20 protein-coding genes are annotated in these 15,975 nt (G+C 33.4%); 12 read left to right on the top strand and 8 right to left on the bottom strand.

Translation table 11 applies throughout. The features are described from left to right. The first annotated feature begins 224 nt into the window (after positions 1-224). Positions 225-740, top strand: coding sequence for a helix-turn-helix transcriptional regulator (locus tag DYH56_RS14555; protein WP_114643595.1), 516 nt, complete (start codon positions 225-227; stop codon positions 738-740). 811 nt (positions 741-1,551) lie between these two features. On the opposite strand, the gene DYH56_RS14550 is transcribed toward DYH56_RS14555, so the two are convergent. From DYH56_RS14550 to lgt, 4 genes are all read right to left on the bottom strand, one after another. After that, complete coding sequence (locus DYH56_RS14550) at positions 1,552-2,268, bottom strand: hypothetical protein (RefSeq protein ID WP_114643594.1); 717 nt, start codon at positions 2,266-2,268, stop codon at positions 1,552-1,554. Positions 2,269-2,606: 338 nt separating this feature from the next. Then, the gene (locus tag DYH56_RS14545; RefSeq protein ID WP_158539174.1) at positions 2,607-2,864 is read right to left on the bottom strand and encodes a hypothetical protein; all 258 of its coding nucleotides are present in this window, start codon (positions 2,862-2,864) and stop codon (positions 2,607-2,609) included. A gap of 298 nt (positions 2,865-3,162) precedes the next feature. After that, positions 3,163-3,522 carry an FMN-binding protein gene (locus DYH56_RS14540; protein WP_114643592.1) on the bottom strand — a complete coding sequence of 120 codons (360 nt, stop codon included), beginning with the start codon at positions 3,520-3,522 and terminating at the stop codon, positions 3,163-3,165. A gap of 221 nt (positions 3,523-3,743) precedes the next feature. Next, a complete protein-coding gene (gene lgt / locus DYH56_RS14535) occupies positions 3,744-4,508 on the bottom strand; it encodes a prolipoprotein diacylglyceryl transferase (protein ID WP_255414732.1) in 765 nt (254 codons plus the stop codon). Positions 4,509-4,804: 296 nt separating this feature from the next. On the opposite strand from lgt, the gene DYH56_RS14530 reads away from it, so the two are divergent. Beyond that, positions 4,805-5,122 (top strand): metal-sensitive transcriptional regulator, encoded by a 318-nt coding sequence (locus DYH56_RS14530; protein WP_114643590.1) that lies wholly within the window; start codon positions 4,805-4,807, stop codon positions 5,120-5,122. A gap of 117 nt (positions 5,123-5,239) precedes the next feature. Beyond that, positions 5,240-5,815 (top strand): class I SAM-dependent methyltransferase, encoded by a 576-nt coding sequence (locus DYH56_RS14525; protein ID WP_114643589.1) that lies wholly within the window; start codon positions 5,240-5,242, stop codon positions 5,813-5,815. A 278-nt stretch (positions 5,816-6,093) separates the two neighbouring features. Here DYH56_RS14525 and DYH56_RS16410 read toward each other — a convergent pair whose 3' ends face one another. Continuing rightward, on the bottom strand, positions 6,094-6,207 hold the full coding sequence (locus DYH56_RS16410; RefSeq protein WP_255414730.1) for an LDCC motif putative metal-binding protein: 114 nt from the start codon (positions 6,205-6,207) through the stop codon (positions 6,094-6,096). A 16-nt stretch (positions 6,208-6,223) separates the two neighbouring features. Next, entirely contained in the window at positions 6,224-6,400 is a 177-nt protein-coding gene (locus tag DYH56_RS16055) for a hypothetical protein (protein ID WP_162056581.1), read from the bottom strand. A 207-nt stretch (positions 6,401-6,607) separates the two neighbouring features. Between DYH56_RS16055 and DYH56_RS14520 the strand changes: the two genes are divergently transcribed. The 5 genes from DYH56_RS14520 (at position 6,608) to DYH56_RS16050 (ending at position 8,732) form a co-directional block, all read left to right on the top strand. Then, positions 6,608-7,267 carry a murein L,D-transpeptidase catalytic domain family protein gene (locus DYH56_RS14520; protein WP_114643588.1) on the top strand — a complete coding sequence of 220 codons (660 nt, stop codon included), beginning with the start codon at positions 6,608-6,610 and terminating at the stop codon, positions 7,265-7,267. Continuing rightward, on the top strand, positions 7,242-7,499 hold the full coding sequence (locus tag DYH56_RS14515) for an SHOCT domain-containing protein (protein WP_199533045.1): 258 nt from the start codon (positions 7,242-7,244) through the stop codon (positions 7,497-7,499). Before DYH56_RS14520 ends, DYH56_RS14515 begins: the two co-directional genes overlap by 26 nt. A gap of 133 nt (positions 7,500-7,632) precedes the next feature. Beyond that, positions 7,633-8,121 carry a hypothetical protein gene (locus DYH56_RS14510; RefSeq protein ID WP_199533044.1) on the top strand — a complete coding sequence of 163 codons (489 nt, stop codon included), beginning with the start codon at positions 7,633-7,635 and terminating at the stop codon, positions 8,119-8,121. 211 nt (positions 8,122-8,332) lie between these two features. Next, complete coding sequence (locus DYH56_RS14505; RefSeq protein ID WP_199533043.1) at positions 8,333-8,572, top strand: SHOCT domain-containing protein; 240 nt, start codon at positions 8,333-8,335, stop codon at positions 8,570-8,572. 22 nt (positions 8,573-8,594) lie between these two features. Then, entirely contained in the window at positions 8,595-8,732 is a 138-nt protein-coding gene (locus DYH56_RS16050) for a hypothetical protein (protein WP_158539172.1), read from the top strand. A 51-nt stretch (positions 8,733-8,783) separates the two neighbouring features. Here DYH56_RS16050 and DYH56_RS14500 read toward each other — a convergent pair whose 3' ends face one another. Together DYH56_RS14500 and DYH56_RS14495 are read right to left on the bottom strand one after the other, a co-directional pair. Continuing rightward, entirely contained in the window at positions 8,784-9,134 is a 351-nt protein-coding gene (locus DYH56_RS14500; protein ID WP_114643587.1) for a heavy-metal-associated domain-containing protein, read from the bottom strand. A 15-nt stretch (positions 9,135-9,149) separates the two neighbouring features. Beyond that, the gene (locus DYH56_RS14495) at positions 9,150-11,741 is read right to left on the bottom strand and encodes a heavy metal translocating P-type ATPase (protein WP_114643586.1); all 2,592 of its coding nucleotides are present in this window, start codon (positions 11,739-11,741) and stop codon (positions 9,150-9,152) included. Between the two features lie 263 nt (positions 11,742-12,004). Here DYH56_RS14495 and DYH56_RS14490 point away from each other — a divergent pair, with 263 nt between their 5' ends. The 4 genes from DYH56_RS14490 (at position 12,005) to nfo (ending at position 15,836) form a co-directional block, all read left to right on the top strand. Beyond that, positions 12,005-13,960: a multicopper oxidase domain-containing protein gene (locus DYH56_RS14490; protein ID WP_114643585.1), complete on the top strand. Its 1,956-nt coding sequence runs from the start codon at positions 12,005-12,007 to the stop codon at positions 13,958-13,960. Between the two features lie 102 nt (positions 13,961-14,062). Beyond that, positions 14,063-14,533 (top strand): hypothetical protein, encoded by a 471-nt coding sequence (locus DYH56_RS14485; RefSeq protein WP_114643584.1) that lies wholly within the window; start codon positions 14,063-14,065, stop codon positions 14,531-14,533. Positions 14,534-14,645: 112 nt separating this feature from the next. Continuing rightward, a complete protein-coding gene (locus tag DYH56_RS14480; protein ID WP_114643583.1) occupies positions 14,646-14,837 on the top strand; it encodes a hypothetical protein in 192 nt (63 codons plus the stop codon). A 132-nt stretch (positions 14,838-14,969) separates the two neighbouring features. After that, a complete protein-coding gene (gene nfo, locus DYH56_RS14475; RefSeq protein ID WP_114643582.1) occupies positions 14,970-15,836 on the top strand; it encodes a deoxyribonuclease IV in 867 nt (288 codons plus the stop codon). The last annotated feature ends 139 nt before the right edge of the window (positions 15,837-15,975 follow it).

The following is a 15,975-nucleotide window of genomic DNA, read 5'->3' as shown; positions in this document are numbered from 1 at the left end:
ACCTATATTAAAACTAAAATAGGATGGTGATAATTATGTTTCCAATTAAATTTAACCTAAAAGTTTTTCTTGCACTACTTTGTTCGATTTTAATGGGTATCTTTTACTCTGTTTTGTATTCATATATCCATGGATTATTGACAGGAATTTTAATCTATTGCGGGATTTCTTTTTCATCCCCAAAGGAAACAAAATAATTTGGTCGATCAAAAGGAGGCACTGCTTTGAATAGAAAAGGACAAAATTTAAATGTATTTTTTAGAAAACTTTTAAAAGATTTTAGAGAGCAATCAAATCTTACACAAAAAGAGGTCGCTAATTTAATTGGTACAGGACAAGCCAGTATCTGTAATTTTGAAAATGAAAAAAAAGGAATAACTTTAGACCTTGCTAGTAAATTTTTAAACCTTTTTGAAAAAAGATTATTCGTAGTAGATTCTAAAGAAAGAGCTGATTCTAAAAGGCCTCTTAGAGTTTTTTACATTGAAAATATTAAAAATAAATTTTCTTTTGAAAAATTTGATGAATTTAGAAGATGGCTATTTAAAGATTTTCTCGGTGAGTTAGTTAATATTCAAGTAGATTCTGCTAAGGTCTTTGATATTATAAAATTTTATGAAAGAGATTCCAATGGTGATATCTTTCATGTAGAAGAACCTACCCTGACGGAGGAAGGTGAAGATTTAGTAGTTATTTTTCTGACCAAGAATATAAATAACCAGACTTGTGTAAAAAATTAAAAAACAGTCAAATCCTGAGGTAATATTACGGTAATGACATAAAACACCAAAGGGTTTGCCTTTAGTTGATATCCTCACATACCCATAAACTCTTTTCATTTTTTTATCCCTCTTACAACTTATTACCTATACTTCCAAAATAACTCCCTAATAGAATTGGCTCTCCTAAAAACCTTAAACTGAAACAACTTAGTTTTACAATGAATAGAATCTGCCTTAAACTCCAGCCATTTCTTTTGAATAATTATTATATTATAATGATTACAAAGTTTAACTGGAGGTATATTAATGAATAAAAAAATAAATAAATTTCTCGGGGCACACGTCAGTGGCTGTGTCCTTAAAGATAATTAAAAAAGATCCTAATTTTGTTAGGATCTTTTATTATTTAGTTTACTTTGTGGATATCTCACCCTGTAGCTTGTGCAAGTGGGACTAATTTCTATCTATTCATAGAACTGTACAATTATAAAGAAACCTTTTGTTTTAAGGGTTAAAGTCTCGTAGTCTAGACCGTTTTGAACCTCTAAAATTTGCATAGATAAATACACTATTAATTCCTTTAATATTGTACCATAAATTTATTTGACTTGTTTGTATAGATCTTGGTTTATATTTAGTGATCTCCCCTAGTATATAATAAAACAAATGAAGTATTGTTTTGATAAGAGGAGGAGATTATGGAAAAATAAATTAAATATTTGTCCTCATACCGTTAAAATAAAAAGAGATAACTTTAAATAGATGTTATCCCTTGATTTTGTTCTATTAATTTAACTTTTATTACCGATTACAAGAAATGAAGTGAAGTCTAATTTTCTTCATTTACTTTCAAAATATCATCAGCCCATTTTTCTAGGATTGTACGAACCTTTTTGATAGTATTTATGTTTTTATATTCATCAGAAAAATAAATGTATATTATCTTATTATTTACTCGAACCAAGGCAGCTCCTTGAATTATTTGACTCACATCACCATTTACTGTGCTAGTCATTAGCGTCCCATCTCCATATGCGTTTTTTTTAGAAAAGAATTGGCCTAGGTGAATCGGTTGGCCTATTTTCAATGTGAATTCATCTAAATCAAGCAATTTCATTTGACGGTTGAAATCTTCCTCAATTTCATCAATAAGTGATTCTAATTTATTTTCAAACAACGGGTCATTTATAACGTCTGTAATTGCTTTGAAGTCACTTTCACTAACATTTATGAATTCTCCACGGCGTAGCACCATTACTTGAGCATCTTCAGACACTGTAAAAAGATTTCCCTTTTCGAGACGCAACAAGTCCTCATGGGTCATAAACATAGCTACAAGACGATTTGCTACCAACGGCATAAATGCTTCCATACGTTCTCGGTGTTCATAACCGACTTCTTTCATTCCTATTGTAGGTGAAGGAATAAGAATTTCTACTCCTCCAACCTTAAATGACTGAATATCGGTAGTTCTTTTGACTGCTACGTGAGTGGTGCATGCCATTATAAACATCAATACTATTAAACATGAAAATAACTTTTTCATTTAATCACCTCACTTTATTTATAGGTTTTAATAATTAATTACAAATTACTTATTAAAAATCCTCTAATCTTATATTTATTTAAATTTTAGAAATACTTTAATTGTTAGCAACCTAAACAAATAAGAATTTGTTTATATACTTAATTATTGTTTCTATTAAAAAGAACAAAAATCGCGGATAAAATTCTAATGAAATCGAAGATAAAAAAATAAATAATACTAAATTAAAGAACACTAGAAATAGTGTCCTTCTAAGGTTGATTTTATTAGCATTATAAATGAAAATTCCAAAAGGGTTATTTTGATAATACACTTTTAAATTAATTTAAAATGGTTTTTCATTTTTTTTCATTAAAAATAACAGGTTCTCTTCCCTCAATTAGATCTCTGTCAATACTAGCTATAACTTGGATAATGTCTTTTAAGATGGATTTATGATATCTATGGGAACTATGTACTGTAACTTGCTCCCCTTTTCTATTAATTTTAATTTCAAAAATATTAGTCTTGTATTTCCATGGATTAATTTTAAAGATTATTCCTTTTTTTTTCTGCTTGAATTCCTCCAAACCTAACGACACCTTATATTTATCCAACTCACTATCTATTTGGTCATTGAAGGCTAAATTAATATTTATCCTCTATCTCTTTTATAAATTTCATTTCCTCTAACCTTTCCTTAGCTCTGAAATCTGAAATTTCTTTATTTAATTTTTCAACTGCTCTCCAATCGATATTATCTGCAGCTAATTTTTTCTCTAATGCTAACTATTTTTTGCTTAAATGTAAGATGGAGTTATTTTTATTTATTCCCCATAAAAAAAACTCATTCAAGTAGTTCTTAAATGAGGATTTTTATACTTTTTATTAAATTTTAAAGCAGCTTGATAGACATTATTCAAAGTGGGCTCCAGCCTTTACAGTAGCAGCTCTTACAGCTTCCTTGATCCCCTGAGATGTATATGTAGCTCCTGCTACAACATCTACTTCTAAACTCTGCTTCATAATTATTTCTGGAATCACACCGTTTATGGCTGTATTAGCTATTCTAGGATCATCTTTATGATTTATCACTATAATTTTTTTAATTTCCTCTCCATCCATGGTAACCTTAACCGATATTTCCCCTGCAAAACCTTTCCCTTTCCCCTCGTATTCAGGCAGAGAAGTAAATTTATCATAAACCACCACAAGAATTCCAACACACATAAGTGTCATTAACATAGCCCACCTTACATTCTCAATTTTCTTCATTCTTACCCCCTAAATTATTTATCATAAGAAAAAATTAAAAATTATAGGAATGAACTCTTTTTTTCACCCCACTTATATTCTTAAATATCAGTTTAATTTCCCTGGTGTTTTCATCAAGGATTTTTTCACCCTGATAATCATTTTTAATTTTTAAAATATTCCTTATATGATGACCGCTCCCTCTTTTTTCAAGAAAAATCTCAGCACTAACTGAAACTCCATTAAAAATTAAGTTGTACACCGTAAAATATACCTATGGAAAGCAGCAATACTACCAAGAAGACCGTTATTTCTATATATAACGGAAAACACTTTAGTCGGGCTTCTATTTTAGAGTTAGATTTTTTAGCTGTAATTCTTAACCATACTACTCCTACTATTATTAGGGTTAAACTAAGAAGATGTGACACGCTGATGAAACCTAAGATTTTAGGATTTCCTCTAAACAGTTCCACTATACTTCTTATTGCGGCAAATCCTATCAAGTATATCCCAAATAGCTGTCCCTCATGTTTTACCGATTTTCTCTTTCTCCAAAGATAGAAAAATAATAAATAATCCAGAACAAATTCATATAACTGGGCTGGATGATATATATAACCATTTACAGGGATTCCCCAGAATTTAGGATTTTTCATAACTACACCATATACATCGCATCCTATACGTCCTATAGCCTGAGCAAGGATTAGAGGCGGAGCAGCTAGATCTGCCATTTCCAATACCTTTACTTCCTTATTCCTCTTCATAAATATTAAAGAAGCAATAATTCCCCCCACTATACCTCCGTGAATAGACATTCCTCCTTCATGGATCTTAAGAATTTCTATGGGATTTTTCACATAAAAATCTAAGCTGTAAAATAGGATATAGCCTATACGAGCTCCTATTACTCCTCCTAGAAGTGCATAGACTGCCATATCCGTTACTTTTTCTGGATTGATATTCTTTTTTTTTGCATCATTAGGATAAGATCCACATGGCAGCTAACATAGCTAATGCTATCATTGTGCCGAAAAATGGTATTCTTAACCCTCCAAGTGTAAACAATATTTTCATCGATTCCTCCTCTAGATTCTTTACTAATTTTTCTATTTTGGCTGCACAGTTGTGATATATCACTTCTTTTAAAATTTACCTCTTTTTTCATATAGGGTGCCCCTCTATACCTTTTGTAAATTATAACCGTTTATTTAAATTTTGTCAATAACTATAAGAGTTTTGACTTTTTATTTTTTATTATATATAATAGGTATAGAGAGTATTTAAATAGGAGGTCAATATGGAAAAGGAAATTAAAAGTTCTTGTGAAATTTGTGATGAAGAGGGTCAAGTTTCGTATGAAAAAGAAAAAAAAGTTTTTATTACAAGATTAAACAGGATAGAGGGTCAAATCAGAGGAATCAAAAAACTCATAGAAAATGATGCCTATTGTGATGATGTTTTGAACCAGATAAGTTCAGCCAAATCCGCTTTAAACGGTGTAGGAAAAATACTTTTAGAAAAACACATGGAGAGTTGTGTTGCTAAAAAATTAAAAAAAGATGATCCTGAGATCATCCAAGAATTCATAAAAACAGTAGGAAGGCTTCTCAAATAGGAATTAAATAAAATAATTTCATTTAAAAACAGGCTCATAAAAATTGGAGAAATATAACCGATAGAAAAAAATTAAAATTAATAATGTGAGAAAATTTTTAAAAAGGAGTCCTGGCTGATGAAGGCTTATCTATATGATAAATTAATGAGTAAAGTCGAAAAAAAGATGCTGCACAAAGAAAGAGGTATCCTTTTAAAGAATATTGAAGGAAGAGTTATAGAGTTTGGAGCAGGGACCGGTGTTAACTTTGAGTTTTATTCAAAACATCGAGTAACAGCTGTAGAACCAGATAAGGTTTTGAGTGTTGAAGCTGAGAAAAAAATCTGCGGTAAAAATATAGAGATAGTTTCTGCCTCTGCTGAAGATCTGCCCTTTGATGATAATACATTCGACACTGTAGTAATAACTCTGGCTCTATGTACTATTCCTAATCCTTATAAGGCATTAAAAGAAGCTAAAAGAGTGTGTAAGCCAAATGGAAAACTTTTAATCCTGGAACATATTAAAAATGAAAACAAAATTTTATTTTTCTTACAAAATATTCTTACTCCTGTATGGAAGATCTTTGCAATGGGCTGCCATTTAAACAGAGACACCCTTAATATTATTAAAGCTAATGATTTTGAAAAAATTTCTTTAAAATACTTTTTTGGAGACAACTTTATAAGGGGAACTTTTAAAAACATAAAATAAATCTTAAAAGGACACTGATTGAGTGTCCTTTTAAGATTTATTTATTTTTTTACTGCAGTAAAAGCTGTAGCTAGATTAACTATATTTTGTAGTTCCGAAGAAATTATTATCTTAGTCGCCGTGAGATTTTCTATAGCAATTAGTTACAATTAATAATATCAATGGAAAAAATAATAACATATTCTTGCCTCTTTTCTAGATTAACAGTAATCTTTCTCTCTTTAATAAATAATAGGTTAAAAACAAACTTATAATAAAAGCTGTATTAAACATAAAAATCACCCCTTTTTATTTAGATCACAACAATCCATCCTCTTGTTACCGAAACTCTTGTTATTTTCTTCTCCTATTTTACTGATAAGTTTTTTTAATATCTCTTTTAATTTTTTCATTTGAACCTCCTAAATCTTAGTGACAATCCTTATCTTTAGATCCTTTTTTATGTTTTTTACTGCCACAACACCCTAATCCAAACATTCCTAAAACTATATGAAATCCAAACATGATTATTAAATATCTAAAAACATCCGATTCCCATAGGTTCCTTATAAAATCCATCTGTAAAATTTCTCTAATAAAATCCAAATAACCACTCCTTTCATATTTTATATAGGGTACCCACCTATATATTTAACAAAGTATAACTTTATTTTATCCTAATGTCAATATTTTTATTAGTTTTGACTATTTTATATTTGTTGTATATAATAGCTATAGGGGGTATAAATTAAAGATAAATATTTAAAAAATAACAATATATATCGTATGTAATAATATTTAAGGAGAAATTTAATGAAAAAAAATTTTATTATTTTAATAACCATCATAACTTTTGTAGTTTCAGCTACATCAATGGCCGTTGATGATTATCAAGGAACAACAAAAAACCTCTATAGAAAAATGAAGCTTTCAAATAAAATAAATTATCAATTATTTGAAAATGCCCTTACTGGTTATGAGAAGATCAATTCAAAGACCAATGGTAACTTCCTTACTATAATAGATTTTTCAAAACCCTCTACTGAAAAGAGGTTCTATGTTTTGGATATGAAAAGGGAGAAAGTGTTTTATGAAACCTATGTTTCCCATGGTGTGAACACTGGTAATCTTAATGCTACGAAGTTTTCCAACAGAGTTAGCTCCCGACAGAGTTCTTTGGGATTCTTTCTCACCAGTGAAACTTATTTTGGAAGTAAGGGTTATTCTCTGAGATTGGATGGTTTGGAGCCTGGGATCAACAGCAATGCCAGAAAAAGAGCGATTGTTATTCATGGAGCGGATTATGCAAATCCTGACTTTATAAAAAAAACAGGGAGACTTGGAAGAAGCTGGGGATGCCCTGCCCTCCCCCTAGGACTGAATAAAGAAATAATAGATACCATAAAAAATGGCAGCGTTATATTTGTTAACGGTAATGATCTAAGCTATGTACAAAAAAGCAAATATATATAATAAAAAATTAAAGGATGTGATTACAATGATGCATGGATATGGTTTTGGAGCTCATATGTTAATATTTTGGATATTTATAATAGTGTTGATGGTTTCTATTTTTAGGGACAGCTCTTCAGGAAAAAATAAATACTCTAAACAAAGTGAGACAGCTATTGAAATTTTAAAAAAAAGGTATGCTAAAGGTGAAATTACAAGTGAAGAATATCAGGAAATAAAACAAAAATTATAATAGGCTTCATATTATTAGGTAAGTCAAAATATTGTTTAATCGAATATTAAGAGTTCTTCACACAATTTTCACACAAACACGATATCATTATCCCATAACAACAGATCGTTAAAATTTAAAGGAGGAACATATAATGAAAAAATTGATAGCAGTTTTAGCAGTAGTAGTATCGGCAGGGGCATTTGCACAGGATAATTCAGCACCCAAAATAAATCAAGGGGCTTCAGGAATGCAGGGAAATAACATGATGAGTCAGATGAACAGTCTTACCTTAGAGCAGCAAAAAGAATTTAATGAAATGAAGACAACTCAAATGGTTAAAAATAAAAAAGTAATGTTGGATATCAAGGAAATCAATATTAAAATTCAAAAAGAGCAGATTGCTGAAAAACCAAATCAAAAAAAGATCGGTCAGCTGATAGATAAAAAATCAAAATTGCAGGCTCAGCAGCAAAAAGATTCGATAAAATTCAATATTGATGTAAAAGAAAAATTTGGAATTGAAATGATGGGAGATAAAAGCTGTAAGATGATGGGTAAAATGAAAGATGTGAAGGGAATGAAGTCAGGAAAGATGAAAAATATGGATTCTGATGAAATGAAAAATATAAAAAACGGCTAAATAATCAAGAAATATTTAATAAAAACAATTAAAGGCTGGAATTATCCGGTCTTTTTTTTACAAAATCAACAAACTTAATAATTGCTATGGTACTCTCTATTTATAATAGATCCAAAAAGAGGAATTAGAGAGAATAATAGGTAGAATAAACTATTATTGTTTTTTTAACATATCTAAGATTAAAAATCATTGGGGAGAGGAGGAAAGATCTATGTATCAAGAATATTTTCAAGGAAATTTTATTTGGTGGATTATGCCGCTGATGCATTTAGCAGGTGTAATTATTTTTATTATTATAATCGGCCTTATAGTAAGAGGAATTTTTGGTGGCAGAAGGGACTGTCTTAAAGATTCAGACACCTATTTAGATATATTAAAAAAAAGATATGCTAAAGGTGAAATATCAAAAGAAGATTTTGAAAGGATGAAAAAAGAACTCAGGGAAGATTAAAAAAGAGATTTTAAATGTAGTTGTGAAAAAATCATGGGCTTATTCCGATTTGATGCCCATGATTCCGGGAACACATATTGGTCTTATCCCCATCATCCAGTGGCTTACACTTCCGTCGGTAATTCTTTATGTATGCGCTAGATTCATAAGAGGTAAATAGAAAAGGAAGCAAAATTTGCTTCCTTTTTTGATAGTTAATAAATAACTACAGTTATTTTTTTTCCTTGTCCTTTTCTTTTTTGTCGAAGTCACAGCAGTGAAGTTTCCCCTCTCCAAAAGTATTTTTATTTGAATCTTCTATTTTCTTTATAAGCCTGCTGAAAAATCCCTTTCTTTCTTCTGGGTGTTTGATCCCCTCCACTTGCTCAATAGAAGTAACCTTATATCCCTCGGATTCAATGGCTGACTTTAATAGCTGCTCATCCACATCTCCAGACACATATGCCTCCTCTCCCTCCAGGAAAACTTTAACATCTTCCACTCCATCGATAGATTTGAGTTTTTTTTCAATTTTATCTGTGCATTTGCTGCAAACCATTCCTTCAATCAATATCTTTCTCATAACTTCCTCCTTCTCTTAATCTTCTTCTTTAACCTTTGATTTCCAACGTTTCATAAGCAATGAATTACTCACTACAGAAACCGAACTAAAAGCCATGGCTCCCCCTGCAAAGATAGGACTCAGTAGAAATCCGGTAAAGGGATAGAGTGCTCCTGCTGCAAGAGGTAATCCCAATGAATTGTAAAAAAATGCCCAGAAGAGATTCTGTTTAATCTTTTTCATAGTGTATCTGGATAATTCCATGGCCACAACCACATCTCTTAAATCCTCTTTTATGAGAATAATGTCTCCTGATTCTATAGCTACATCTGTTCCACTACCTATTGCAATTCCTATATCTGCCTGAGTTAAAGCAGGGGCATCATTGATACCATCTCCAACCATGGCAACTTTTTTCCCATCTTGCTGGAGCTTCTTTATATTGTCGGATTTATCCTGGGGCAATACTTCGGCCATCACTCTTTTAATCCCGACTTGTTTGGCTATTGCTTCGGCGGTTCTTCGGTTATCTCCTGTGATCATTATTGTCTCAACACCTATCTGATTGAGAGCTTGGATAGCTTTAGCCGAATACTCCTTCAAGGTATCTGCCACAGCAATGATACCGGATATTTTTTTATCTACAGCTATTAACATGGCGGTTTTACCTTCATTTTCCAGCTGTTGGAGGTTCTCTAAAGCCGGCTCATAGTCTATTCCATTATCTTCTAAAAGTTTTTTATTTCCCAGATGGATGAGAGAATCCATATATTTAACCTGGATTCCCTTACCGGTTATAGAATTAAACTTATCTGGATCGACAATTTTTAATTTTCTTTCTTTGGCATGGTTGACTATAGCTTCTCCAAGGGGATGTTCTGAGTTCTTTTCAGCTATGGCTGCAAAGAGCAGCAGCTCATCCTGAGGTCGTTCTGAAAGAACAATAATATCGGTTACCTGGGGGTCCCCTTTAGTAAGGGTTCCCGTCTTATCAAAAACTACCGTATTAATCTTTTGAGCCATCTGAAGACTTTCAGCATTTTTAAATAAAATCCCATTTTCAGCTCCCTTACCGGTTCCTACCATTATAGCAGTGGGAGTAGCCAGCCCCAGGGCACAGGGACAGGCAATGATCAATACCGCAACGAAGATGGTCAGTGCGAAGGTTATTCCTCCGAAAAAATACCATGCAGTACTGGACACAATGGCAATTCCTACGACTACAGGAACAAAATAAGAGGATATAATATCTGCCAATTTCTGGATAGGTGCCTTACTTCCTTGAGCTTCCTCTACAAGTTTAATAATTTGGGCTAAGGCTGTATCCGCCCCTACCTTAGTAGCCTTAAATTTAAAGCTGCCGGTTTTATTGATGGTTGCTCCTATTACCCTGGCACCTTTGACTTTTTCAATGGGAATACTTTCCCCTGTAATCATACTTTCATCTATGCTGGAGTGTCCTTCTATGATCTCACCGTCAACAGGAATCTTCTGCCCCGGTTTCACCAAAACAAGGTCCCCTACAATTACTTCTTCTATTGGTATTTCAATTTCTGCCCCCTCTCTTATGACAAGAGCGGTTTTAGCAGAAAGACCCATGAGTTTTTTTATGGCCTCACTTGTTTTCCCTTTTGCCTTTGCCTCAAGAAACCTTCCCAAGAGGATGAAGGCAATTAATATTCCCGCTACCTCAAAATAAAGCTCATGGTATCTTCCTAAGATCATAACCCATACACTGTAAAAAAAAGCCGATCCGGTACCTATTGCTACCAGCGTATCCATATTGGCGATCTTTGCCTTGATAACAGACCTGATCCCCTTTGTATAAAACTCATATCCCACAATCATGATAGGGATGGTGATGAATAGTTGAATCATTCCCATATTTTTGTCTATAAATTTACTTACAGGCAGACCTATATGCGGACCCATGGCAAAGTATAGAAGTGGCAGGGACAGGATCATGGCAATACTTGTTTTATGCTTCAATGATTGAATCTCCTTCTCCCTGGCTTCCCTCTCCTCATCTTTGCTTTCTGTATCCAAAAAGTTTTCATATCCCACATCTTTTATGATCTCCCTTATCCTGCTGGAGTCAAGAACTTCAGGATCATATTTTATTACAGCTTTTTCTGTGGGGAGCAGAGTTTTTTCCACGACACCGGGAAGTTTATCTAAGGCTGAGCCTACAATACCCATACAGTGGGGATTATCCATCCCTAACACTTTAAGGTTCAAAGTACTAAGTTTTTCAGGTTTTTTCACAGTATAGCCGGAATCTACAACAATTTTTTCAAATGCACTTACACCAATTTCTTGAGGATCATATTCGATGGATGCCTTACCAGTTGTCAGATTTACATTGACATTTCTTACTCCCTTCTGGCTTTTGAAATTCTTTTCTATCTTGGCAGCACAGGCACCGCAGCTCATACCTTCAATATGAATAAGGCACTTTTCTGTTTCATTGGCAGATGTAATTTCTATTTGATTTTTATCTAAATCTTCATTCTTAAAGGCTTCGTAGCAGTGTTTACTGCAGAAATAATAGGTTTCCCCGTCTTTTTTCCATATAAATTTTGCCTTTTGGGGATCAACCTCCATTCCGCAAACAGGATCCTTCACCATAATATACCTCCATTTTTATATACTAAAATTATATTGTTCTTATATTAGATCACCTCAAATACTATTTACTAAAGTTTTGTATCATTTCCTCTTTAGGTAATATCAGATGAAGATGAAAAAAGGATCTCGATTATACCGATATTATTTTTAGAATTTAAAGTAGAACAGTAAAGAGGAACAGGGAAAATAGAGAGTATAAAATACAGTATAATTATAAATTTCAGAGATTGAGATTCAAAGCCATCAGAAAAAGGGGGAAAAATATGAAAAAGTATTTATATCTATTTATCTATATAATTTTATCAGTTATATCCACTGCCAAGGTTGTGGAATATGAAATTGATATAGCCTATACCGAAGTTAATTTTACAGGTACTCCGGTAATGGCTATGACATTAAACGGCGGTATTCCAGGTCCGACTCTGGAATTTACAGAAGGAGATCTTCTCAGAGTAACCTTCAACAATAAAATGGATGTAGAGACCTCTATCCACTGGCATGGACTCCTCGTTCCAAATGATCAGGATGGTGTTCCCTACCTTAATACCCCTCCGATCCTCCCAGAAACATCATTTACATATGAAATTCCTCTGATACAGTCGGGAACATACTGGTATCATTCCCATACTGGTCTTCAGGAACAGCGAGGAGTATACGGCAGTATAGTAATCCATCCCAAAGATAAAAAAGAAACTATGACAGAGTATGTAGCTGTCCTTTCAGATTGGACCGATGAATCTCCGGATCGGGTACTTAGAAACTTAAAGAAAGATGGTGACTATTACGCTTTAAAGAAAGGGACGGTTCAGTCCTGGGAAAGAGTAGTCAGGAAAGGACAAATAAGTGAAAGATTGATGAGCTCTTTAACGAGAATGGGTCCCATGGATCTTTCAGACGTGGGGTATGATGCATTCCTCATAAATGGACAAAAAAAGATATCCCTGAAAAATATTAAGGAAGGAACTCCTATAAAATTAAGGGTCATAAATGCAGCAGCATCAACTTACTTTAACCTTTCTTATTCAAAGGGAACTATGAAGGTAGTAGCTGCAGATGGTTTGAACGTTATGCCCGTTCATAGGGATGATATCCTCATGGGAGTTGCTGAAACCTACGATCTTATTGTTGAAGCCGGAGGAACATTTAAAGCTTCTGCCCAGGATGGCACGGGAGACACCATGCTCCATATTGGTGAAATACAGATGACGAAAGATGAAGAAAAAACTTCTCATATGATGCCTATGGAAATCAGTATGATGAACCATGACATGTCCATGAACTCTAAGGGGAAAGCCTCTTCATACGACTTTCTAATGGCTATGAAATCAACGGAATACAGTAACGATCTCCAGGAGAAAATTATCCGTCTAAAACTTACAGGCGATATGGAAAGGTATGTCTGGACCTTTAACAATAAGGCATTGTCGGAAAGCGACAAAATCCTCATCCGCAAGGGAGAAAAGATAAAATTTGTTTTGGAAAATGAGACTATGATGCACCATCCCCTCCATCTACACGGACACTTCTTCAGGGTCATAAACAAGCATGGCCCTAATTCTCCACTGAAACACACTGTAGATGTTCCTCCCATGCAGACTGTAGAGATAGAGTTTTTGGCCAACGAGGAAAAGGACTGGTTTTTTCACTGTCATAACTTATATCACATGAAAACAGGGATGTCCAGGATAGTAAGCTACAACAATGAGGAACTTCCCAAAGCTCTGTCCACTAAGCTCTCCTCGGATAGAAAGTGGTTTTACAAAGGGGATGTTGCTGGAGCTACCAACTACTCAGCCGCCAATTTCTCATCCTTCAATACAAAGAATACTCTCTCCCTAAGTGGTGAAGTTTCCTATGAAGGAGAGCATGACCTGGATCTCTACTATAGCAGGTATATAAACCGTAACCTGTCTTTAACCTTGGGATTCAATTTTAATGAAGAGGATGACGGAGAAATAGACAACAGAGGATTTTTAGGTATCGAGTACCTTCTCCCACTCTTAATAGAATCTGAACTGAAACTTTACGATGATGGGGATATAGAGATCGTGTTTTCCAACGAACTGCAACTTACCGACAAACTCCAGTTTAATTGGGAAATAGATACCCAAGGAGAATATCTTTTGGAGCTGGAATACAGATATAGAAAGTGGATTTCATTTACAGCAAACACTCACTCAGAATATGATGAAGGAATAGGAGTAAAAATAAGATTCTGATAAAAAGACTTCACCAGCAGGTGAAGTTTTTTTTATTCTTCACATAATTTTCACACAGTTCTTGTATACTTAAGTATAAGAAGATAAAAGGATGTGATTAAAATGAAAAAGAAAATTATCGTAGGATTATTAATAGTATCGGCATTGTCATTTGCAGCAGTAAAAAACAACCAGATAAATATGAATAACAACGGTCAAAGAGGGATCAACTATACTCAAATGATGAATGAGTTATCGGTAAGCCAGCAGAATGAATTAACCAATATGATGCAGGATAGAAGGGAGGCTAACTATAAAAAAGGTTTAGACATAAGATCTAAGCAATTAGAATTAGAAAAATTACTCTCAAAAGACAAAGTAAATTGGCAGAGTGTAGAAAGAGTGAATAACCAAATATCAGATATGAAAGCTAAACAAAGATTAGATGATATGAAATTTAGAAAGAATGTAGAGGATAAATTTGGAATAACTATGGGATATAAAGGCATGAATGGACATATGGGTGACGGAATGATGAATGAAAGTGGCAGACATATGGGCGGCGGAATGATGAATGGATCTAGAGGTTACTAAACTAAATATGACGATACATTAAAATAAGATATTCTAAATAGGGTATCCTATTTTTTTTTGTTAAAAAATCTGTTTGGTATAATCAAAATAAGGGTATTATGCAGAAAATATATTGAATAAGGACATAGGGGTAACCAGAATAGATGAAATAGAAAGTCTGACAGCTACAGGAAACTTCAAATTGTTGGATGCTTACATTGACGGAAATTTAAACAAAGAGATTTATACTAAAAGAATAGAGATACTAGAGGAAGAAATAATTATAATGGAAAAAAAGGTGATCCTAAAGATGAATTTGAGATAGAAATATATTTAAATGTTATTTAAAAAGACTAATATTAATTTTAGTCTTTTTTTATTGATATAGTTTTCTCTTTCTTTTATTTAAACCATTCTTATGTTATAATGATTACAAAGTTTAACTGGAGGTATATTAATGGAAAAAAAACATAAAATAAATAAATTTCTCGGGGCGCACGTCAGTGTCAGCGGGGGAGTTTTTAACGCTCCTAAAAACGCTCACGATATCGGCGGGACAGCCTTTGCAATGTTTTTAAAAAATCAAAAAAGATGGGTTGCCAAAGATTATGACGATAAGGTGATCAATAAATTTAAGGATGAGATAAAAAAATATAATTTTAACACCGATTATATCATGCCCCATGCCGGATATCTTATCAACCTGGCTAATTCCGATCCTGAAAAATGGCAGAAATCATTGGATGCCCTCATCGATGAGCTGAAAAGAGGGGAACAGCTGGGATTAAAATATGTGAATTTACACTGCGGGAGCCATCTGGGATTGATCTCACTGGAGGAGGGGTACGACCTTATAGCTCGTGGGATCAATGAAGCTGTCAAAGCCACAGAGTATATCACTGTAGTCCTTGAAAATACAGCCGGCAAGGGAAATACCATAGGTGGGAACTTTGAGGAGTTAAAGGAAATTATAGACAGGGTAGAGAATAAGGATCGTGTAGGAGTCTTACTCGATACCTGCCATACATTCGACTACGGGTATGACTTAGCCACCGAAGAGGGATATAAAAAGACATTGGAGGAGTTTGAAAATCTGATTGGATTTGAATATCTGAAGGGAATCCACCTGAATGATTCTATGTATGGATTAGCCTGTAAAAAAGACAGACACGAAAGTATTGGAAAGGGGATGTTGGGAATGGACTTTTTTAAAAGATTTATGAATGATCCCAGATTTGATAATATGCCCATTACCCTGGAAACAATAGATCCCGCCATATGGAAGGAAGAAATAGAACTGCTGTACAGCCTTATAGAAGGATAGGAGTGTGACATTTCATCCAGATAGGCATAATTTAGGTTTAAATATTATAAAATCTGAATTTTCTTTAAAATCTTATTAGAAATATGAGCCTTTGTTAATTTTTAAGAAAATTTATGTGAGAGGGTGCTCGCCTGCGGCG

The sequence above is a fragment of the Psychrilyobacter piezotolerans genome, from assembly GCF_003391055.1.
Lineage (GTDB): Bacteria > Fusobacteriota > Fusobacteriia > Fusobacteriales > Fusobacteriaceae > Psychrilyobacter > Psychrilyobacter piezotolerans.
Note: the sequence above shows the minus strand (reverse complement) of the source record. Positions and strands in the feature narration are given on the sequence as shown.